Origin of the sequence: Sphingomonas panni, assembly GCF_022664435.1 — a bacterium.
Taxonomy (GTDB): Bacteria; Pseudomonadota; Alphaproteobacteria; order Sphingomonadales; family Sphingomonadaceae; genus Sphingomonas; species Sphingomonas panni.
This window is the reverse complement of the sequence record NZ_JAKREU010000002.1, coordinates 196,560-218,394: the sequence shown is the minus strand read 5'-3', so window position 1 is coordinate 218,394 and position 21,835 is coordinate 196,560. Positions and strand designations below refer to the sequence as shown.

Annotated in this window: 13 protein-coding genes; 8 read left to right on the top strand and 5 right to left on the bottom strand. The window is 65.9% G+C overall.

Going from position 1 to position 21,835, the window contains the following annotated elements; all coding sequences use genetic code 11:
* Positions 1-324: 324 nt before the first annotated feature.
* The 8 genes from MF609_RS05750 (at position 325) to MF609_RS05715 (ending at position 14,340) form a co-directional block, all read left to right on the top strand.
* Positions 325-1,407 (top strand): beta-N-acetylglucosaminidase domain-containing protein, encoded by a 1,083-nt coding sequence (locus tag MF609_RS05750; RefSeq protein WP_242415343.1) that lies wholly within the window; start codon positions 325-327, stop codon positions 1,405-1,407.
* Positions 1,408-1,514: 107 nt separating this feature from the next.
* Positions 1,515-2,630: an ROK family transcriptional regulator gene (locus tag MF609_RS05745; protein WP_242415342.1), complete on the top strand. Its 1,116-nt coding sequence runs from the start codon at positions 1,515-1,517 to the stop codon at positions 2,628-2,630.
* Positions 2,631-2,857: 227 nt separating this feature from the next.
* Positions 2,858-3,820 (top strand): ROK family protein, encoded by a 963-nt coding sequence (locus tag MF609_RS05740; protein WP_242415341.1) that lies wholly within the window; start codon positions 2,858-2,860, stop codon positions 3,818-3,820.
* Positions 3,813-5,189: a sugar porter family MFS transporter gene (locus MF609_RS05735; protein ID WP_242415340.1), complete on the top strand. Its 1,377-nt coding sequence runs from the start codon at positions 3,813-3,815 to the stop codon at positions 5,187-5,189. Before MF609_RS05740 ends, MF609_RS05735 begins: the two co-directional genes overlap by 8 nt.
* Positions 5,186-6,691, top strand: a complete 1,506-nt coding sequence (locus tag MF609_RS05730) for a glycoside hydrolase family 32 protein (RefSeq protein WP_242415339.1) — start codon at positions 5,186-5,188, stop codon at positions 6,689-6,691. The genes MF609_RS05735 and MF609_RS05730 overlap by 4 nt, the downstream gene beginning before the upstream one ends.
* Positions 6,692-6,750: 59 nt before the next feature.
* Positions 6,751-9,555, top strand: coding sequence for a TonB-dependent receptor (locus MF609_RS05725; RefSeq protein WP_242415338.1), 2,805 nt, complete (start codon positions 6,751-6,753; stop codon positions 9,553-9,555).
* Positions 9,556-9,671: 116 nt separating this feature from the next.
* Positions 9,672-11,288: a glycoside hydrolase family 32 protein gene (locus MF609_RS05720; RefSeq protein ID WP_242415337.1), complete on the top strand. Its 1,617-nt coding sequence runs from the start codon at positions 9,672-9,674 to the stop codon at positions 11,286-11,288.
* A gap of 148 nt (positions 11,289-11,436) precedes the next feature.
* Complete coding sequence (locus MF609_RS05715) at positions 11,437-14,340, top strand: glycoside hydrolase family 31 protein (protein ID WP_242415336.1); 2,904 nt, start codon at positions 11,437-11,439, stop codon at positions 14,338-14,340.
* Between the two features lie 352 nt (positions 14,341-14,692).
* Here MF609_RS05715 and MF609_RS05710 read toward each other — a convergent pair whose 3' ends face one another.
* The 5 genes from MF609_RS05710 to MF609_RS05690 all read right to left on the bottom strand — a co-directional run bounded on the left by MF609_RS05710 (position 14,693) and on the right by MF609_RS05690 (position 21,776).
* Positions 14,693-14,836, bottom strand: a complete 144-nt coding sequence (locus MF609_RS05710; protein WP_242415335.1) for a hypothetical protein — start codon at positions 14,834-14,836, stop codon at positions 14,693-14,695.
* A 77-nt stretch (positions 14,837-14,913) separates the two neighbouring features.
* A complete protein-coding gene (locus tag MF609_RS05705; RefSeq protein WP_242415334.1) occupies positions 14,914-16,275 on the bottom strand; it encodes a family 43 glycosylhydrolase in 1,362 nt (453 codons plus the stop codon).
* Positions 16,275-19,502 carry a glycoside hydrolase family 2 TIM barrel-domain containing protein gene (locus MF609_RS05700; RefSeq protein ID WP_419723059.1) on the bottom strand — a complete coding sequence of 1,076 codons (3,228 nt, stop codon included), beginning with the start codon at positions 19,500-19,502 and terminating at the stop codon, positions 16,275-16,277. Before MF609_RS05700 ends, MF609_RS05705 begins: the two co-directional genes overlap by 1 nt.
* A gap of 40 nt (positions 19,503-19,542) precedes the next feature.
* Complete coding sequence (locus MF609_RS05695; RefSeq protein ID WP_242415333.1) at positions 19,543-21,066, bottom strand: tryptophan halogenase family protein; 1,524 nt, start codon at positions 21,064-21,066, stop codon at positions 19,543-19,545.
* The gene (locus MF609_RS05690; RefSeq protein WP_242415332.1) at positions 21,063-21,776 is read right to left on the bottom strand and encodes a DUF6445 family protein; all 714 of its coding nucleotides are present in this window, start codon (positions 21,774-21,776) and stop codon (positions 21,063-21,065) included. Before MF609_RS05690 ends, MF609_RS05695 begins: the two co-directional genes overlap by 4 nt.
* Positions 21,777-21,835 lie beyond the last annotated feature (59 nt).

Here is a 21,835-nt window from a genome sequence, read left to right as displayed (position 1 = left end):
ATGAACTGTTAGCGGCTAAAGTCGGATGGCCATTATCAGGATTCATCGTCACCCCGGACTTGATCCGGGGTCTCGCTTGTTTGCCCGAATGCAACGTACCGAGCACGATCCACAACGATACAGTCCACGATTCACCAATTGCAGACGCTCGCCAAGCGTATCATTCGGTGCTGGCACTGCAATTGAACCAACGGAATGGCCGGTCGAACGTCGATATTTCGTTGCGTCCCATAGGGCGCGCAGACAGGCTGCATCGATCAGCCTACCGTTAAAACCAGTGAAAGGCCACTTGCCACATTATCTCTAGTGGTATCTAGTTGTCGAATGACCGAACCAGCATTGCCTCTCCCCGACATCGGCATGATCGAGGGCCGCTTCGGCCGCCTTTGGACTCCGGACGAACGCGGTCATGTCGTCGCAACGTTCGCCGCAGCCGGCTACCGCTTCTATCATTACGGCCCCAAGGCCGACGCCGCGCTCCGCCGTAGCTGGCGCATCGCCCACGACCCCGCGCAAACCGAAGCGCTCGCACAACTCTCGGCACAGGTCCGCGCGGCGGGGATGCGGTTCGGCATGGCGCTAACCCCGGTCGGCTCGACCCATCCCTTCGACGACACCGTGCGCGCCGACCTGACGCGGCGTATCGCCGACCTCGACGCGATTGGGATCGACGACCTCGCCATCCTGTTCGACGACCTCCGCGGCGACCTGCCCGAACTGGCGGCGCGGCAGGCGGCGGTCGTCAACTTCTGTGCGGGGATCACCCGCGCAACGCGCGTCTATATGTGCCCCACCTATTACTCCGACGATCCCGTCCTCGACCGCGTGTTCGGCGCGCGACCGGCGGACTATCTGGGCGATCTCGGACGGATGCTCGATCCGGCGGTGCAGGTCTATTGGACCGGCGAAGAGGTTTGCGCGCGCGAGATTGGCGTGGGGCATCTGCAGAGCGTTGCCGAGGCGCTGGGCCGGCGGGTGTGCCTTTGGGACAATTACCCCGTCAACGACGGGGCGCGCATGTCGCGATATCTGCATCTGCGCGCCTTCACCGGCCGGTCGGCGGCGATCGCACCATGGCTGAGCGGCCATGCGATCAACCCGACGATCCAGGCGCATCTGGGCTGCGTTCCGGCGCTCACGCTGCCGCTATTGTACAGGCTTGGCGAGGGCTATGCCTATGGCGCGGCCTTTGCCGAAGTCGCCACCGCGTTGCTGGGTCGGGAATTGGCCGGGATGCTGCAGGGGGATCTGATCGCGTTGCAGGACGTCGGCCACGATCGACTGGGCGACCGTATCGCGACGCTTCGCGTCCGCTATGCGCCGATCGACCATCCCGCCGCGCGAGAGGTGGTGCGGTGGCTCGACGGCCACGACCTGATGACCGATGCGGAGGTGCAGACGCAGTAAGGCTGCATGGCGAGGCGCAACCGTCGAAGCGAGGGTGATTTCCGTCCGATCCGGTGTAAGGCGGACGGAAAGACAATGATCGAGCGGGAGCGGAAAGCCCTATGCACATGGCGCGCAAAGGCACCAATGCGAGCGGGATGCGGCGGTATAACGAACGGCTCATCCTGTCGGCGATCCGCCGGTTGAACGGTGCGTCCAAGGCCGAACTGGCGCGCGTGACCGGACTGTCGCCGCAGGCGGTGGTACGGATCATCGACGAACTCGAAAACGACGGCCTGTTGTTCCAAGCCGAGAAACGCACCGGCGGCATGGGCCAGCCCGCAACCATCTATCGCATCAACGGCGCGCGGGGGTACACGGTCGGAGTCGAGATCGGCCGCAACGCGATGACATTGGTCCTGCTCGATTTCGACGGGCAGCAGCAGGCGGTGCAATGCGACGCCGGTGCGTTTCCGACGATCGCGCTGGCATTGGAGCGGATCGACCGGTTCGTGCGCGAGCAGCTGGCCGCGTCCGATGGCGATCCGGGCCTGTTCATGGGGTTCGGAATCGCGATGCCGTGGTTTCTCGGCGAATGGCGCGATGAACTGGGCATTTCCGAGGATCAGGCAGAGGAATGGCGGCGGGGCGACGTTGCCGACCGGCTGTGTGCCGGGCTGAACGGGCCGACCTTCTTCGACAATGACGGCAATGCCGCAACGCTGGCGCATCTGTTGTGCGGGGCCGGTGTCGATCTGCAGAATTATCTTTGCATCAATCTCGGCACCTTTGTCGGCGGCGGTCTGGTGATTGGCGGGCAGGTCGTGCAGGGGCGCCATGGCAACGCCGGTGCGCTGGCGTCGATGCCGGTCATGGTCGAGGGCAGACGCGATTCCCTGATCCATCATGCCTCGCTCTACGATCGCGATCGGGCGACGACGCCTATGGCACTGGATCGCTGGCGGCAGCGATGCGTCGACGCGCTCGCCTTCGCCATTTCCGGTGCCAACAGCCTTTTGGATCTGGAGGCTGTCATCCTCGACGGATCGCTCGATGTCGATGAACTCACCGGGATCGTGTCGGAGGTGGGGCGCCAGCTCGCCGACCACGCCCCGCCTGATTTTTTCGCTCCCGAATTGCGGGTTGGAAACCTGGGCAGAGAGGCGGCAGCGATCGGGGCCGGGCTGTTGCCGCTGCACGCGCAATACTCGCCCGATCTCAGTAGTTTGTTCAAGCGTAGCTGATCGCCACAGGTCGCTCGGGAACCGCTAGGAGCCGCAATATCTGATCGCCTGTTATCGATAACGGCAAACGATTGCCTAACAAGTCGCTGAAAAAACGGCGAAAATCTTCCTTGACCAACTAAATCACATTTGTAGATTTAGTCATATCGACCGTGTTAAGCGGCGTGGTACGGGAGAGTGGCGATGGCGTTGGTTTCGCAACGGACAGATCGAACGGAGCGGGGGTCGTGAGCGAACCGCTGCTGCTCGGCGGGATCGAGGCTGGGGGCACCAAGTTCCTCTGTGCCGTCTCGGATCGCGATGGGAATGTCCTGACGGAAACCCGGATCGCCACCACGACCCCGGCTGAGACACTTGAGGCGACCAGCGCCTTTTTCCGCGACGCGCAACGGGGCCATGGCAGCCTGTCTGCCTTCTCGGTTGGCAGCTTCGGCCCGTTATCGCTCAATCCGTTGGCCGCCGATTACGGCTACATCACCTCGACGCCCAAGCCGGGTTGGGAGAATGTCGACCTACTGGGCGCGCTGCGCCAGTCGATCGACGCACCGATGACGCTCGACACCGACGTCAACTGCGCGGCGGTGGGCGAACGGTTGTTCGGCAGCGGGCAGGGGCTGGACAGCTTCTGCTACGTCACTATCGGGACTGGGATCGGCGTCGGCCTGCTGATCGGCGGTGCACCGCATGGCGGAGCGAACCATCCCGAGGCCGGGCATATCGCCGTGCCGCGCGCGGTCGGCGACGATGCGTTCGCCGGCATCTGCCCGTTCCATGGCGATTGCCTGGAGGGGCTGGCCTGTGGTCCGGCGATGCGCGCGCGCTGGGGCGTGCCGGCCGAGCAACTGCCCGCCGATCACCCGGCATGGGATATCGAGGCGGACTATATCGCGGCGCTGTGCGCCACGCTCACCTATGTCATCCGCCCGGATCGGATCATCGTCGGCGGCGGAGTGATGCAGCCGCAGATGTACCGCCGGGTACGTGCCGCGCTGGTGGCGAAGCTGGCCGGTTACGACGCGAGCATGCGGTCGATCGACATGGACGATTACGTCGCCGCGCCGACTGCGGGCGCCTCGGCCGGACTGACCGGCGCGCTGGCGCTGGCCTATCGTACTGCGACCCGACAATGGCCGATGCACTGGCGCACGGCCGAACCCCTTCATACGAACAAGGAGACGGTCGATGCATAGCATCGCTGCGCCGGGTGGCCGGCAGGAAGTGGACGATGCACGCGCGACGACCGCGATCGTCCTGAGCGCGGCCGGCGCGGCGCTGGGCGGGCTGTTGTTCGGGTTCGACACCGCCGTCATTTCCGGCGCGACGCAGGCGTTGCAGGAGCGCTTCGCGCTGACCGATGCGTCGCTAGGCTTCACCGTCGCCTCGGCGCTGATCGGGACGGTAATCGGATCGCTGGTCACCGGCGCGCCGGCCGACCGCTATGGGCGCAAGGCGATCATGCTGTCGGTCGCCATCGCCTATGTCATCTCCTCGCTCGGCACCGGCCTCGCGCAAAGCTGGCCGATGCTGATCGCGTTCCGGTTCCTGGGCGGCCTCGCCATCGGTGCGGCGTCGGTGGTGACGCCGATCTATATCGCCGAGGTGTCGCCGGCAAAGTTTCGGGGGCGGCTGGTCGCGATGAACCAGCTGAACATCGTGCTGGGCATCTTGATCGCGTTCCTCAGCAACTACCTGATCGCGCAGGCGCTGCCGTCCGAGACGGCGTGGCGGTGGATGTTCGGCATCGTCGCGGTGCCGTCGGCGCTGTTCCTTGCCGTGACGTTCGTCCTGCCCGAAAGCCCGCGTTGGCTGGCGATCCATAACGACCGGGCAAAGGCAGCGGCCGTGATGAGCCGCCTTGGCTTCCTCGATCCCGAGAGCGAACTGGTGAAGATCGAGGCGGCCGAGCGCCGGGACGCGGGGCAGGCCGATACCCGCCTGTTCCAGAGCGCGCACAGCTTTCCCGTGGCCTGCGCTATCGCGATCGCGCTGTTCAACCAGCTGTCGGGGATCAACGCGCTGCTCTATTACGCGCCGCGCATCTTCGAACTGGCCGGGGCGGGAGCGGATAGTGCATTGCTCCAGTCGATCGCGGTCGGCGGCACCAACCTGCTGTTCACGGTCGCCGCCCTGTTCTTCATCGACCGGTTCGGTCGCCGCCCGCTGCTGTTCGTGGGATCGATCGTCTGCGCCGCCGCGCTGCTGCTGGTCGGTTGGCAGCTGGAGCGCGCGGTCCCGAACGGGACGCTGATCCTAGGCGGCCTGCTTGCCTTCATCGCCGCCTTCGCGATCAGCCAAGGCGCGGTAATCTGGGTCTTCATCTCCGAAGTGTTCCCAAGCGCGGTGCGCGGCAAGGGGCAGGCGCTCGGCTCCACGACCCACTGGGTCGCGGCGGCGGCGATCACCTGGCTGTTCCCGATCGTGGCGAGCGCGGTGGGTGGCTGGGTCTTCGCCTTCTTTGGTGCGATGATGCTGCTGCAGCTGGTATGGACGGTGCGGGTCATGCCGGAGACGAACGGCGTCGCGCTGGAGGACATGAACCTGCAGGGGAAGGCGGCATGAAGCGGCTTGCGATCGTCGCCATGACCGGCCTCGCGCTTGCCACCGCCGCGTCGGCGCAACGGCCCGATGCGCGCCCGGCCTATCACTTCGCGCCCGCGCGCAACTGGATGAACGACCCCAACGGCCTCGTCTATTATGACGGCGAGTATCACCTGTTCTATCAGTACAATCCGCATGGCGACCGCTGGGGCCATATGAACTGGGGCCATGCCGTCAGCCGCGATCTGGTCCATTGGCAAGAACTGCCGATCGCCATTCCCGAAACGGCCGACGTCATGGCGTTTTCGGGCAGCGCGGTGGTCGACTGGAACAACACCACCGGGTTCGGCAAGGGCGGCAAGCCCCCGCTGGTGGCGATCTATACCGGCCACAACCCGAAGGCGAAGCTGCAATCGCAATATGTCGCCTATAGCAACGATCGTGGCCGGACGTGGACGGTGCACGGCGAGGTGCTGAGCGTCGGATCGCCCGAGTTCCGCGATCCGAAAGTGTTCTGGCACGCAGCCACGAAGCGCTGGGTCATGGTCGCGGTGATGGCGCTGGAGAACCGCGCGGTCCTGTTCACCTCGCCAGACCTGAAGCAATGGACGTTCGCCAGCAGCTTCGGTCCGGCGGGCGGGCGGGGCAAGAACTGGGAATGCCCCGACCTGTTCGAATTGCCGGTTGAAGGCGGTGTGCCGGGTGAGACGCGCTGGGTGCTGGGCATCAACCTAGGCGACAATGCGGTCGGCGGAGGCTCCGGCGGACAGTATTTCGTCGGTGATTTCGACGGCAAGCGGTTCACCACCGTCCCCGGCTGGCCGGGCGAGGCGCAGTGGATGGACTATGGCGCGGACTTCTATGCCGCCGTATCGTGGAACGACCTGCCGAAGAGCGATCCGCGCCGCATCTGGATCGGCTGGGCCAACGACTGGCGCTATGCCGAAGCGATTCCGACCTGGCCGGCACGCGGGCTGATGACGGTACCCCGCGAAGTGACGCTGAAGAAGACACCGGCGGGCTATCGCATTGCCCAGGCGCCGGTGCGCGAGGTGGCGACGCTGCGCGGTACATCGCAGAGCTTCAGCGGCACGATCGGCGCAACGCCGGTCGACCTGCCGGTGGCGGGCGGTTCGGCCGACCTGACCCTGGACCTCGACACCGGGACCGCCGAACAGGTGACGATCGCCCTGACCGACGAGCAGGGGTATAAGACGCTGATCGGCGTCAATCCGGCCGTCGACGAGGTGTTCGTCGACCGCACCCGGTCGGGCCCGCATTTCCATGACGGGTTCGCCAACCGCCATGTCGCGCCGGTCGACCTGAAGGGGAAGCGCGTGCGGCTGCGATTGCTGGCCGACCAGTCGATCCTCGAACTGTTCATCGGCGACGGCACGCGCACCATCACCGACCGCTTCTTTCGCGGCGGCGGGCAACTCCGTTGGAGCGCCAGCGCACGCGGCGGATCGGCGAAGCTGACGATGCAGGCGTGGCCGATGACTGGGGCTGCCCCGCCGGGCTGAACCGGCCGCGACCGAACATAACATTACCGACAAAAAATAACGGAAATCTGGGAGGATCTATGCCGAAGACCTTGCTCGCCCTTTTGACATCCACCGCGCTGATCCCGCTCGCCGCCATGCCCGCCGCCGCGCAGGATATGCCGGCGCAGGCGGAGGCGGAAGCCGCGCCGGAGAATGACGGCGGGGCCGACATCATCGTGACCGGATACCGCGCGGCGCTGGGATCGGCGCAGGAGATCAAGCGCAATTCGTCGTCGATCGTCGACGCGATCGTGTCGAACGACATCGGCAAGCTGCCCGACAACAATGCCGCCGAAGCGATCGCGCGCGTCACCGGCGTCACCGTGCAGCGCTATAATGACGAGGCCGGCGTCATCCTGGTCCGCGGCCTGCCCGACGTTGCCACCACCTTCAACGGCCGTGAGTTCTTTTCGGCCGAGGACCGGGTGCTGCACCTGCAGGATTTCCCGGCTGGCGTCGCGGCGGGGATCGAGGTCTATAAGTCGGGTACGTCCGACCTGATCGAACCGGGCCTTGCCGGCCTCGTCAACCTGCGCTCGCGCCGGCCGTTCGATGTGAAGGATACCGAGATCGCGGGCGAATTGCGCGCATCCTATAACGACCAGGCGAAGGCGTTCGACCCGGCGGGCAATCTGCTGCTGACCAAGCGCTGGGACACGACCGTAGGCGAGATCGGCGCGCTCGTTAACGTCAGCTATGTCCGCACCACCTATCGCAATGCCGATCGCTATGCCGACTCCGCCGTCATCTCGCCGCGCGGGTTCGGTGCGAACGATCCTGCCGACGACCTGACGGTGACGACCCCCGGCGTCGGCAACGACTTTCGCTTTCCCGCCAATGCCGGCAATTTCTACGAAAAGGGCGTCCGGCATCGTCCGGCGGTGAACGGCACGATCCAGTGGCGGCCGACGCCGGACCTCGAACTCTTCGCCGAAGGGCTTTGGCAGGCCTATCGCGGGGAAGTGCTGCGCGACGCGTTCAACGTCAATTTCGAACGCCGCGACGCGGACGGCGTCGCCCCGACGCTCAGCAACGTCGTGCTGGTGCCGGGTGAGCCGAACAAGGCGGCAAGCTTCACCAAGACCGGCGGCTATGTCCCGGAATTCTACCGGTCGACGCAGAACGACCGCACCGATACGTGGCAGGCGGCGACCGGCTTCAAATGGACGACCGGCCGCGCGATCCTGTCAGGTGACTTCGCCTATACCAACAGCAAATATCAGGCGTCCGAATTCAGTCTCGATGCGCAGCTTGCCAGTGCGCCGACGATCAATGTCGACTGGGATGTGCGCGGATCGGCGGTGTTCGACCTGGGCGGCTATGCCATCGACAATCCCGCCAACACCCGCTGGCGCGGCTATTACCAGCGCGATTTCGTGACGAAGGGGGACGGCGTGCAGGGGCGGATCGACCTCGACCTCGAAACCGACTGGAGCTGGCTGCCGCGCCTGCAATTCGGCTTCCGCGCCAGTGACCGCAATGCGTCGTCGCAGAACAACAACCGCTATGCCTATACCGCCGGCCTGAACATCGCGCTCGACAGCCTGCCGAGCGGCGCACTCGGCCTCATCACCGATGGTTTTCGTGGCGATCCGCAACGGTTCCAGAACTGGCTCGCCCCGAGCCGTGAGGGCATTCGCGACAATGGCGAGGCGCTGCGCCTGCTCGCGCTGCAATCGGTCCAGCGCGCGACCGTGCTGTTCCCATGGGACAATGGCATCCGCGAGGCGGTGACGAAGTTTGCGACCGCCGACATCCCCTATGATCCGCTGGGCGGCTTTACCGCGAGCGAGGCGAGCTACGCTACCTATGGCCAGGGCAAGTTCGATGTCGATCTGGGTGGGGTGCGGGTCGACGGCACGGTCGGCGCGCGTATCGTCAATACCGACGGCACCTATCGCGGGTTCAGCCGGGTACAGGCCGCCGACGGCACGGTCGGCATCGTCCCCAGCACCACGCGGCAGAATTATGTCGACGTGCTACCCTCCGCCATCGCCCGCGTCCGCTTCTCGAACGAATGGCAGATGCGGCTGGGTTATACCCAGACGCGGACCCGGCCGGGCTTCGGACAGCTCAACCCGTCGATCAACATCACCCGAAACAGCGTGGGGCCGGACGGCACGCCGCCGGTGTTCGACGCCAGCGGTTCCGGCGGCAATCCCGATCTGCGCCCGCTGACCTCCAAGAATTACGACGCCAGCCTCGAATGGTATTTCTCGAAAAACGGATCTGCGTCGGTTGCCGCCTTCTATCGCGATCTTAACGGCTTCATCGGCTATTATACGCAGGTCGTGAACGACCCCATCTATGGCCGGGTGCAGCTCAACCGGCCTGAAAATGCGGGCGATGGCCGGATCAAGGGGGTCGAAGCGTCGCTGCAGACCTTCTTCGACTTCCTGCCCGGCGCGCTGTCCGGCTTCGGCGTACAGGGCAACGTCACCTATCTCGACGGCACCAACCAGCTGCCGCAGGTGCTGGGCGAAGGCGACCGGCAGGTCGAGATCACCGGCCTGTCGAAATGGGCGTACAACCTGACCGGCTTCTATGAAAAAGCCGGCATCTCGGCCCGGCTTTCGTACAACTGGCGGTCGCGGTCGACCAGCAGCTACAACCGCAACATCAACGAAGAACAATATGCGGGCGAACTGGTCCAGCCAGTCTCGCGGCTCGACTTCTCCGCCAGCTACGATGCATTCAGGAACGTCTCGGTCGTGGCCAATGTGAGCAACATTCTCGCGCAGCCGTTCCGCAACTATCGCTTCTACAACGAAACCCAGTCGTTCGGTCGCGACCTGCGGATCGAGGGGCGGTATTTCAGCCTCGGCGTCCGCTTCAAGATGTAGCGTCCAGCGGCGGTGCGCTCGCCTGCGCCGCCGGGCCCCTCGCACGAACTGACGCGGCTTCGTCGCCGCGAACCATGACGCGCGGCAGTCAGCCGTGCGCGGAGAGGAATTCGTCCATGATATCCATGATTTCCCGGCGTCACACGCTCGGCCTGATCGCGACCCTGCCCATCCTGCCGGCGTGCGGCGCGTCGGGCGACGGAGGTGGCGGGTTGGTGTCGACGCCCGGCCCGACACCGACACCGGTACCTAGCGCCACCCCGACCCCGACCGCCACGACCGTCAGCGGCCGGCCGCGCTACCACATCGCCGCACCCGATGGCGGGTGGATCAACGACCCACAGCGTCCGGTGCGGATCGGCGACAGCTGGACGATGTGGGCGCTCTACAATCCGACTTGGCCCAATGGCGGGACCGAATGGCGGCGCTGGACCTCGCCCGATCTGGTCAATTGGACCGATCGTGGCGTGGCGATCCCCCGGCGGACCACGTCGTTCGGCGATGTATGGAGCGGCAGCGCGGTCGTCGACACGAATAACACTGCCGGTTTCGGTGCCGGCACGCTGATCGCGCTCGCCACGATGCCGGCGGACAATGCCGCCGGGCAGAACCAGTCGACTGCCTTGTGGTATTCACGCGACGGTGGAGCGAGCTTTGCCTTCCACGCGATCGTCCACCCCAATTTTCCGGGCAACAAGCCGTTTCGCGACCCGACCGTGTTCTGGCACGCGCCCACCGCCCGCTGGGTAATGACCCTGTCGGAAGAGGGGAAGATCGGCTTCTACACCTCACCGGACCTGAAGCAGTGGAGCTATGCCAGCGGTTTCCTGTCGAACCTGGTGGGCGGGGTGATGGAGTGTTCGCACCTGTTTCCGCTGCATCTTTACGAGGCGGACGGAACGACCGCCGGCGACAAATGGGTGTTGCTGGTGGGTGGCGACGGGTCGGCAAGCGGCTTTATCGGCGGGACCTATTATTGGGTCGGCGACTTTGACGGGACGAGCTTCACCGCCGACGGCGCGACCGGTCGGTGGCTCGATCAGGGGGCGGATTATTATGCGGCGGTGGTGTGGCGCGATCCGGCTGCTCCCGACCCGCTGGCCGCCGCCTATACGATCGGCTGGATGAGCAATTGGGCCTATGCCAACCAATTGCCGGCACCTTACGGCTATCGCGGACAGTTGAGCATCGTGCGCCAACTCCGCCTGCAACGCATCGGCGGAGTCCCCCGGTTGCGAATGACGCCGATCGCGGCGCAGAACGGGGTGTTCCAGCAGGTCGTAACCGGCTCCGATCAGACGATTACCGAGGGAAGCGATTATGCTTGGCCGACCGGTGCCGACGTCGTCGCGGGGCGCATCGACCTGACCCTCAACCGGACTGCTGGCGGATGGCCCGCTGGGGCGTGGCTGTCGGTGCGCGGAGGCGACGGATTCTTCACGCAGGTCGGGCTGGAGCTTCGGGACAACCGCCTGTTCGTCAAGCGCGACGCGAGCGGTCCCAACCCGCCCGACAGCGCTGCCTGGCGGCAGAACCGGAGCGCGGGATGCGATTTCGGTAAGGGCGTCGCAAAGGTCAGCGTGTTCGTCGATGCTGGCTCGATCGAGGTCTTCGTCAATGACGGCGAAGCGGTCTTGTCCGAGCTTATCAACGCGCCGATGTCCGCTAAATCACTGCATCTGGATATTGCGGGCGGGAGCCTGCATGTGTCGGACGTACGGATTTCCACCTGAACTGGCGGCGACGCCGCCCGGCCGATCTCCCCGGCATGTAGAACGCCGCTTGTCCAATTAATTTGTCTGACATATCCTACGGCGAACGATCCTTGGTGACGGTGCATTCGCTCCGCATGCCGACGACGAACGAACGGGGAGGTTGGTGATGGGAATGTTGGCGCTCGCGCTCGCGGCATCTGGCAGCATGGTGGCGGTTGCACCGGCGACGTTGCCGGTTGGATTGAACGACCATGGCCATCCGCAGGCGGTAGCCGGTCTTCCTGTCGCGCCGTTTGGATTCGTGCGGCTGCGCAACGGCGTTCAGCTGCGCGTGAACGGCGTCGTGAAGACCATCCTGTTCTACGGTCCAGCGACGGTGCGGGTGAACAGTAACGACGGACGCAACTACTGGACCGCCAGGAGCATCGTCGTCACCGGATCGCCCGCCGAAACTCCCTTTACCCTGAGCGATGCGGCCGGGGCGCTGATCCTGACCACGGCGAAGCTGAAATTGTCGATCGACAAGCGCAGCGGCGCGATCAGCTTCTTCGATGGAACCGGCAAGCTGTACACCAGCGAGGACGCCACGCGTCCGCAAAGCGTGAAGCCGGTCGCGATCTCCGATGCACCTACCTATGAAGTCGAGAACCGCTTCACCCTGCGTCCCGACGAGGCGATCTATGGCTTCGGCTTCACCGACGATGCGACGATCAATCGCCGGGGGGCGAAGCTCGATCTGGTCCAGACCAATATCGGCATCATCATACCGGTGATGGTATCGAACCGCCGGTACGGCGTGCTGTGGGACACCTATTCGCATATGCGCTTTGCCGACGACGCAGGCGGTGCGCGGCTATGGGCGGAAAGTGCGCCGGGCGGTGTCGATTACTATTTCATGGGTGCGGACACGATGGACGGCGTGATCCGGTCCTATCGCTCCTTGACCGGGGCCGCGCCGATGCTGCCGAAGCAGGCGTTCGGGCTGTTCATGAGCAAGGAACGCTATCCGACCCAAGACCGGTTGCTAGAGGTGGCGGAGACGTTTCGCCGCGAACGCTTTCCGCTCGATTACATCGTGCAGGACTGGCAATATTGGGGCGGCAATGACGGCAGCTGGAGCGGGATGACGTGGGACAAGACCCGCTTTCCCGATCCGGTCGGTACGATCCGACATATTCACGACCTGCACCTGAAGCTGATGGTATCGATCTGGCCATCGGTCGGCAACGATACCGCTTTGGCCGCCGACCTCGACCGGTACGGACTGCGCTTCCCCCCGCTGCACTGGATATCGAAGCAGGCGCGCATCTATGACGCGTTCAGTCCGCTCGGCCGCAAGATCTATTTCGACCATGCCAAGGCGGGCCTGCTCGACAAGGGCGTCGACGCGTTGTGGATGGACGGGACCGAGGTAGAGGTCAGCACCGCGATGCACGATGCTAAGGCGGCGGTCGACGACATAAAGTCACTGGGCCGCAACGCGCTGGGCGACTTCTCCCGCTATCTCAACGCCTATTCGCTGATGACGACGCAGGGCACCTATGACGGACAGCGCGCGACCGGCGACAAGCGGGTGCTGACCTTGACCCGCTCGGCTTGGGCCGGGGCGCAGCGGACCGCCGCCGCATCCTGGTCGGGCGATACGCTGGCGAGTTGGGAGACGCTGCGTCATCAGGTCGCGGGCGGGGTCAACGTTACCGTGACCGGCAATCCATACTGGACGCAGGATACCGGCGGCTTCTTCGTCGGCGGCTATGGCGGGGGCCATCGCAACCCCTTCTACCGCGAGTTGTTCGCGCGCTGGTTTCAATATGCTGCGTTCAACCCGCTGATGCGCGTCCATGGGACCGACATCGAACGCGAACCCTATATCTTCAAGTCGCTGGACCCGCAGGTCTATGGCTCGCTGCTGACGGCGGTGAACCTGCGCTACCGTATGCTGCCCTATATCTATGCCTCGGCGTGGCAGGTGACGTCGGGCGGCTATACGCTGATGCGACCGCTGGCGATGGACTTTCCCGACGATGTGCGGGTCCACGGCATCGACGACGCTTTCATGTTCGGCTCGTCGCTGCTGGTCCATCCCGTCACGCGCGCAATGTACCGGCCCGAGCCGGAGCCTGCCGCGACCGTGCCTGCCAGCGCACTGACCACGCCCGACGGCCAGCCGGGACTGGCCGGCACCTATTTCGCGGGCACCAATTTCGAGAAACCGGTCGGCAAGGTCGTCGATGCGACGATCGACAAGCGGTGGCCCGAACCGCCGCTGGAGGCGATGCCACCGGGGCTAACCAAACTGAACGACTTTTCCGCGCGCTGGGAAGGCAGGCTGGAAGCGCCCGAGGATGGCGAATATGAACTGGGCCTGCAGGCGGATGACGGGGTCCGGCTGTTCGTCGACGGGGCGAAGCTGATCGACGACTGGGCAGGCGGTCGGTCCCGCTACAACAATGCGAAGGTGACCCTGCGCAAGGGGCAGCGCGTAGCCGTTCGCATCGAGTATTTTCAGGGCGGTGCCGAACGTGACCTGCGCTTCGCGTGGCGCAGGCCGTCCGAGATGCGCGCCCTCGCGGCCAAGGTTGGGGCGGGGCCGGACCTGTCTGTCCGCACCTATCTGCCCGCTGGTGGCTGGTATGACTTCTGGACCAATGAACGGCTGGCTGGTGGGCGGGATGTGACGCGCGACGTCCCGCTCGACATCGTGCCGCTCTATGTCCGCGCAGGTGCGATCCTGCCGCTGGGTTCGCTCCAGCAATATGCGACGGAAAAGCTCGCCGCGCCCTATGAAATCCGCGTCTATCCGGGTGCGAACGGACAGTTCACGGTCTATGAGGACGACAACGAAACCTATGCCTATGAACGCGGTCAGCGGGCGACTTACACGCTGACCTGGGACGAAGCGCGGCGGACGCTGGCGATCGGTGCCCGGCAGGGCAGTTTCCCCGGCATGGTGGCGAAGCGACAGCTGAACATCGTCATGGTTCGGCCGCGATCGGGCGGGGGAATTGCAGATATGCCGACCACGCGGACGGTGACCTATACGGGGCAGCCAACGGTGTTGCGCTTTTGAGGACGGCGACGGTCGCTGCCAGGACTGCGCCTGTCCGCCGATGGCTGTCGCCCCGGCTGTGATAGACATAGCGCGGCGTGGCGTGCTCTCCGGTAGGGAAAGCGCCTTGGAGGGGCCTTGTCCGACGTTGCGATAGGCGACCGGTCCCGGCGGCATCGGCCGGCAGATAGCGCTGCGACCAGATGTCGTAGGACTGCGCTGCGACAGTGAAACAGGGCATCGCAAGGCTGATGTTCGCCGGGCGCGACCAGACGCCGGAATGGGCAGGATCGCCGTCGGCGCGAAGCTGCATGACAAGCGCCCGCACCGTGTCCTAAGCGCCTTTGTCCGCCGACCCGGCGTCGTCCCGATTTCACCAGGAGCCGATCATGATCGACCGGCGCCCCCCAATCTCTTGCAGTTCGGGTGCCCAGTAACAGCCGGCAATCGTCAGGCCTTTGGCCGTCCAGCGGACCTGCGCGCCGGTCGGTGCGGCAAGGCGGGTGTCGGATGCCACGACCGAAGGGACGACCGAGCGATCCTCGGCCGCCTACGCCACTGGCGCGGCGAGCAGCATCAGGGTGGTGAGCGTCGTCACGGCAGGATCGTCCATTCCCACACACCGGCGCCCGGTTCCGCAGTCCGCAGGCGCAGATAGCGGGCGGTGACGGCGTGATCGATTGCGATCGGTGATCCGCTGCGCGTTGCGGCGGTCGCAACCGGCTTCCAGCGCCGCCCGTCGTCGGACGCATCGACCGCGAAGCGATAGGGCCGCGTCGCGAACTCCGGTCGGACCAGCGAGCGGGCGACGCGCTGGCGACGGCCGAGATCGGCGACCAGCATACCCCCGCCCGTGGATGGGGCGCGCCAAAGCGTCGCGTAATTGTCGTCGGCCGCCTTTGCCGGCGAATTGGGCGTGCCGGCCGTATTGCGGCCCGCCCGCCACGTCAGGCCCCTCGTCCGATGGGCCGCAAATCCGGCGACCGGACCACCATGGCCCGGTGTAACCCTCGCGATGGTCCCGTCGCCGCGCAGGTCGATCGGGTCCACCGCGACCTGTCGCAGCACGGCTTCGCCCGTCTGCGGCCACGGCAGCGCCTGTCGGTGATAGAGGATGTAGCTTTGGTCGCCGGATCGGAAGATCGCATGATGGCCGGGGCTGACGATGTCGCGATCGCGCTGCGTTTCGAGGATCGGGCTGTTCGCGCCTTCGGTGAACGGGCCGAACGGCGTGGTGCCGACCGCGTATCGGACCTTGTAGGTATCCTTGGTCGTGTTGCCGTCGCTATAGGTTAGCAGATAGCGGCCACCCGCCTTCACCATGAACGGCGCTTCGAAATAGCCCTGCGGCGTCACGTCGCGCGGCGTGCCGTCGAAGGTCACCATGTCGGGTTTCAGCCGCACAACGAAGCAATGGCCGTTGACCCAGTTCAGCCCCGATCCCCAATAGAGATAGGCCTGCCCGTCGTCGTCGACGAACGCCTCGGCATCGATCATGTGATAGGCGGGGGCGAAATCGCGCTTGACCAGCGGCTTGCCCCCGTTGGCGTCGCGCCATGGGCCGGCGGGGGACGGGGCGGTGCCGACCCACACCTCGCTCCCGACCGAGACATACATGTACCAGCGGCTATTGGCTGCCTTCACCACCGATGGTGCCCAGACCTTGGCATCGCCCGAGGTCGGGCTGGTCGCGGCCTGCTTGGTCGGCCACTCGGGCATCGAGAAGCGCCAGTCGCGGCCATTGTCCGACGTCCACAGCCCCAGCCGGTCGTCACCCCATGGATCGATCGTGGCAAAGATATACCAGCGGCTTCCTTCACGGACGATCGACGGATCGGCGAAATAGCCGGGCAACAGCGGATTGCCCGCGCCGGGGGCGTCCCAGCGTGGCGCGTCGGCGACGGGCGCGGCCCCGCCCAGCAGGGCGGCAGCGAGCGCAATAAGGCGGCGTCGCATCACTCCGCTCCCGTTGCGCTGGCCGGCCGAGCCTTGTCGGGCGTCGTGCCGCTACCGGTGAAGGGCGTCAGACGGAAGGAGACCTGGGTCGGTCCGGTGCCGGTGCGATATTGGGGCAGCGGCTTGCCGAACTCGCTCCACTGCGTATCCCCGCCGACACCCCATTGCGCCGCGTCGACCAGCAGCGTCACCTGTCCGTGCGGCACGATGTCGGTCGACTTCCACGTCCCCGGCGCATGGCGGTCGAGATCGGCATAGGGGAAGGCCAGCGCGTTCATCATCAGCGGTCGATCGCCCTGCACCCGCAGCCCGCGCGCTCCACCGGACAGCTCCATCCAGCGCACATCGACCTTGTTGCCGGTTTCCTGCGGGCGGATGAAGTCGTGATTTTGTTCGGCGATCCGTCCGCGCCACAAACCGATCGGGGCCGATCCCTTACGGTCGACATAGCTCTCGTGCGGCCCGCGGCCATACCATTCGACATCGGTCAGGTCGGTTGGCAGCGCAAAGGCCAACCCGACGCGGAACGGCGGTGGCAGATCGGCCTTGATCGGGGTCAGCGTACCGTCGACTGCGACCGATCCGTCGCCAGCCATCGCATAGCGCGTGTCGAACCGTGCCGCGCCGTCGCCCAGCGCATAGCTGACCGTGACGGTGCCGGCCGCGCGATCGGGACGGATCGCGGTGACGGTCCGCGCGTCGCTCATCGCCTTCCACACCGCCAATTGCCTGTCGGTGCCGATGCCGAGGTCGTTGTCGGTCACCGCCCGCCAGAAATGCGGCACGCCGCCGGTCGCGAGGTCGCGGCCGGCGCTGGCATAGCGACGGATCAGGCCGGTGTTGCGATCGATCTCCAGCGTGGTCGCGCCGGCGGTGAGGACGAAGGCATCGCGGCTCTCCCGCAACGTCGCGGCTCCGCGCGGGGCGGTGGCGGCGGTGGCGGCGGGTGTGCCGGCCAGCGCGAACTGTTCGAACCCGATCAGCGTACCGCCGGGCACCAGCGGCACCGCATCGGTCTTGGCGCGCACGTTGATCGTCACGAAATATTCGGCGTCCGCCCGGCGCCGGATCGTCCCGAGCGGCAGGGTGACGGTTTCGGCGCGACGCGCGCCGGTCGTCAGCGGCGGCAGGGCGCCCGCTGCGATCGGTACGCCATTCTCCAGCACTTCCCAGTCGAACGCGAAGCCCGACAGGTCGCGGAAGTCGTGGCGGTTACGCACCGTGACCCGTCCCGTCGCAGGGTCGAAGCCATCGAACTGGATGGGGGAATAGACCTTGCGCAGTTCGTACAGCTGCGGATTGGGCGTCCGGTCGGATTGCAGCAACCCGTCGCCGAATTCGATCTCGCCCCCCGGATTGGGTCCATATTCGCCGCCATCGCCCCAATAGCGGCGACCGTCCTTGGTGTATCGGTACATCGACTGGTCGACCCAGTCCCATGCGAAGCCGCCCTGCAACTTGCCCGGATAGGCGTAGATGGTATCCCAATATTCCTGCAGGTTGCCGCCCGACTGACCCATCATATGCGCATATTCGCACTGGATCACCGGCTGCGGATAGTTCCAGTTCTTCGCATAGTCCGCCAGCTTCACCGCCGGGTCGTACATCGGCGCATAGATATCGGCATAGGCATTGGGCCGGTGATCGTGGATGCCGTCCCATGTGCCCCAGCCGAGATAGCTGACCAGCCGGCCGGGATCGCGCGCCTTCGCGGCGGCGGCGGCGGCTTCGAAATTGGGACCGATGCCGGCCTCGTTGCCCAGCGACCAGAAGATGATCGACGGATGGTTCTTGTCCCGCTCCACCATGTTGGTCACGCGATCGACATGGGCGGCGCGCCATGCCGGGTCGAAGCCGATCTGTAAGCGCCCGCGGTCGTCGGGATGCTTGTTCGCGTAATCCATATACGCGTGGCTCTCGATGTTCGCCTCGTCCATCACGTACAGCCCGTACCGGTCGGCCAGTTCGTAGAGATACGGATCGTTGGGATAATGCGAGGTGCGGATCGCGTTGATGTTGTTACGCTTCATCAGCTGGATGTCGCGTTCCATCGACGCGCGGCTGACGACGTGGAAGGTTTCGGGATCGTGTTCGTGGCGGTTGACGCCGCGGATGGTGATCGGCTTTCCGTTGATTGAGACCAAACCGTTCTTCATCTCGACGGTGCGAAATCCGATACGGCTGGCGGTCGATTGCAGCACGGTCCCGCGCGCGTCGGTCAGCTCGACGATCAGCGTGTAGAGGTCGGGCGTCTCGGCGGTCCACGGGCGGACGGCGGGGACCGTTCCGGTCAGCGTCACTGTCCGCTCCGCCGATCCGGCCGGTACCGCGACGCGGCCTTCGGCGACGGTCCGTCCGCCATCGCGCAGGGCATAGCGCGCGGTCGTCGCCGCGCCCGGCGTCACCGTCAGATCGACCGCCAGCCTGCCGTTGCGATACGTGTCGTCCAGCCCGGCATGGACGAAGACGTCGCGCACACGCGTCTTCGGGGCGGCCATGAGATAGACGTCGCGCTCGATCCCCGACACGCGCCAGAAATCCTGGTCCTCCAGATAGCTGCCGTCGGACCAGCGAATGACCTGGATCGCGACCGTGTTGCGCCCCGGCTTTACGAAGCGGGTCACGTCGAACTCGCTCGGCAATTTCGAATCCTCGGCGTATCCGACCTTCTGCCCGTTGACCCAGACATAATAGGCCGCACCCGCCGCGCCGATATGCAGCACGACGTCGTTACCGTTCCAGCCGGCCGGCAGCGTCACGTCGCGGCGATAGGAGCCGACCGGGTTGGTCGCTTGCGGGATGAGCGGGCGGTTGGCAGGGAAGGGGTAGGCGATGTTGTTGTAGCGCGCCTGGTCGTACCCCTCGGTCTGCCAATCGGCCGGCACCTTGATGCTCTTCCATGCCGATACGTCATAGTCGGGGCGCTCGAACCCGACCGGTACGTCGGTCGTGTTGGGCGAGAAGGCAAACTTCCATTCGCCGTTCAGCGACAGGAAACGGTCGGACATGGCCAGATCTCCCTCCAGCGCCTTTGCCCGGCTTTCGAAGGGAAAACCGGTCGCACGGGCCGGCAGCCGGCCGACATAATTGACCGCCGGATTTTCCCAGTCGGGACGGCTGGGATCGACCTGCACCGGATCGACACGGGGGGCGTCGCTCTGCGCCGATGCGGACCCGGCAACGGCCATCGCCAGCACGGCGGCACCCATCCTCAACATGGTACGCATCAGCTTCTCCCCTTTACGCTTCTTTTGTCGAACATGGCCGTCACGCACGCCGCCCGCCGGCGGCGCAATGGCGGGCGATGAAGGCGTCGTGCGCCGGCATCTGCGCGGCGGCGGCGGCAACGACCGCGCCGATCCGCTGCAACCGCTGGGCAGCGACCTCCAGCGGCATGGCATCGGCCAGCGGATCATGCGTCGCGGCGCGCAGGCCCTGGCCGTCCATCACCGCCAGCCAGCTGGTCTTGGTGAACAGTTCGTCGCCCTCGCGATAGACGCGGCCGGTGCGGGCATAGATGGCGAGACGTTCGGCCAGTGTGTCCGGGATCGGCCGTTCGGCCTGATCGCGCCAATAGGCGGTGTCGCGGCGCTCGCTGGCGTGGAAATGCAGGATGACGAAGTCGCGGACCTGATCGAACTCGGCGGCCATCAACCGGTTGTAGCGCGCGGAGTCCGCGGGATCGCAGGCGCGGGTCGGCAGCATTTCCAGCAGCCGTGCGATGCCTGCCTGCACCAGATGGATCGAGGTGGATTCCAAGGGTTCGAGGAACCCGCCCGACAGGCCGAGCGCCACGCAATTGCCGATCCAGAAACGATCGCGTCGCCCGGTACGGAAGCGCAGGGGCCGGGGGTCGGCCAACGCTTCGCCGTCGAGATGGGCGAGCAGCGTGGCCGCCGCCTCATCATCCGACACATGCGCGCTGGAATAGACGTACCCATTGCCGGTGCGGTGCTGGAGCGGGATGCGCCATTGCCATCCGGCGGCGCGCGCGGTGGAACGGGTGAACGGGCTGGGTGGCCCGGCGTTGGCGGACGGAACCGCGACGGCGCGGTCGTTGGGCAGCCAGTGGCTCCAGTCCTCGAAGCCCGCGCCCATCGCGCCGTCGATCAGGAGCGCGCGAAAGCCCGAGCAATCGATGAAGAAATCGGCCTCGATCCGCCCGCCATCGGCCAGAACGACCGCATCGATGAAGCCGTCGTCGCCATCGCGCGCGACATCGACGATCCGCCCCTCCCGTCGCACGACACCGGCGGCTTCGGCCCGGGCACGCAGGAAGCGGGCATAGAGCCCGGCGTCGAAATGAAAGGCATAGCCGATCTGCGCGAGCGGGGTGTTGCCCGGCTGTGGCCGCTGGAAACGCCCCATGCCCGCTGCCGCGGTGCAAATCGAATAGTCGGACAGCGGCCCGGCCTGCCCGGCGGCACGCAGCCGTCGCCACATCGCCTCGAACGGGACGACGCCGGCATCGATGCCATAGACGCCGAAGGGGTGGAAATAACGGTGGCCGAGCCGGCCCCAGTCGTGGAAATCGATGCCGAGCTTGAACGTCCCCTGCGTCGCGCGGACGAACTCGTCCTCGTCGATGCCGAGCATGGCGTTGAAGGTCTGCAGCGGCGGGATCGTCGCCTCGCCGACGCCGATCGTGCCGATCTCCTCGGATTCGATCAGGGTGATCTCCGGCCCGTGCGGCCCCAGCAGACGCGATAGCGCAGCGGCAGCCATCCAGCCGGCGGTGCCGCCGCCGACGATCGCGATCCGGCGCAGCGGGCCGTCGGTGCGAACGCTCATGCCGCCACCCGGCACTGGAGGAACAGGTTGCCGGTCAGCCGGCCGCGACGCGGGTCGGCGGCATCGGCGGGCAGCGTGGCGATCGCCCCCGAATGGAGCAGGGCGGCGCGGTACAGGATCAGCCGGTCGGGCGCTGCATCGACCGCGCCGATCGCCTCGAACGGGCCATCGGCCCCATCGGCATAGGCGGCGGGTATGTCGCCGATCTCGGCATCGAGTGCGGCGCGAAACGCCGGTAACCGATCGGCGTCGATCGTCTCGAACCCCGTGGCGCGGTGGCGGAAGAAGCGGGTGCCGTCGCCATTGGCCGACGACAGGAAATGAACGGTCGCGAATTGCAGCCGGTCGGCGGAATCGACATGGGGCACCCGCTGGTCCGGGGTCAGCGCCTCCGGCGGCAGCGTCACGAGCGAGAAATTGCCGCGGGCGCGGGCCGGCTGGACCGGTACACCGGTGAAATGCGTGGCGATCAGCGGCAGGACCATGCGAACCATCGCCTCGACATAGGCGGTCGGCGCGGGGCCGAGCAGGCCGGGATAGAAGCTGCCAACCTTCGTAGCGGGTTCGAAGCGCGACCGCGTCGCGGCGAATTCGACCAACGCATCGCGCTGACCGGTCGCGCGGTCGATGATGACCAGCGGTTCACGTTCACGACCGACATGGCGGAGCGAGACGACGGGCGGGGCGACGGCGATCGGGGCAGACGACATGACAGTTCCGATAGCCCAAAAAGGGCCGGTGTGGCGAACCACACCGGCAGGGAGGGACC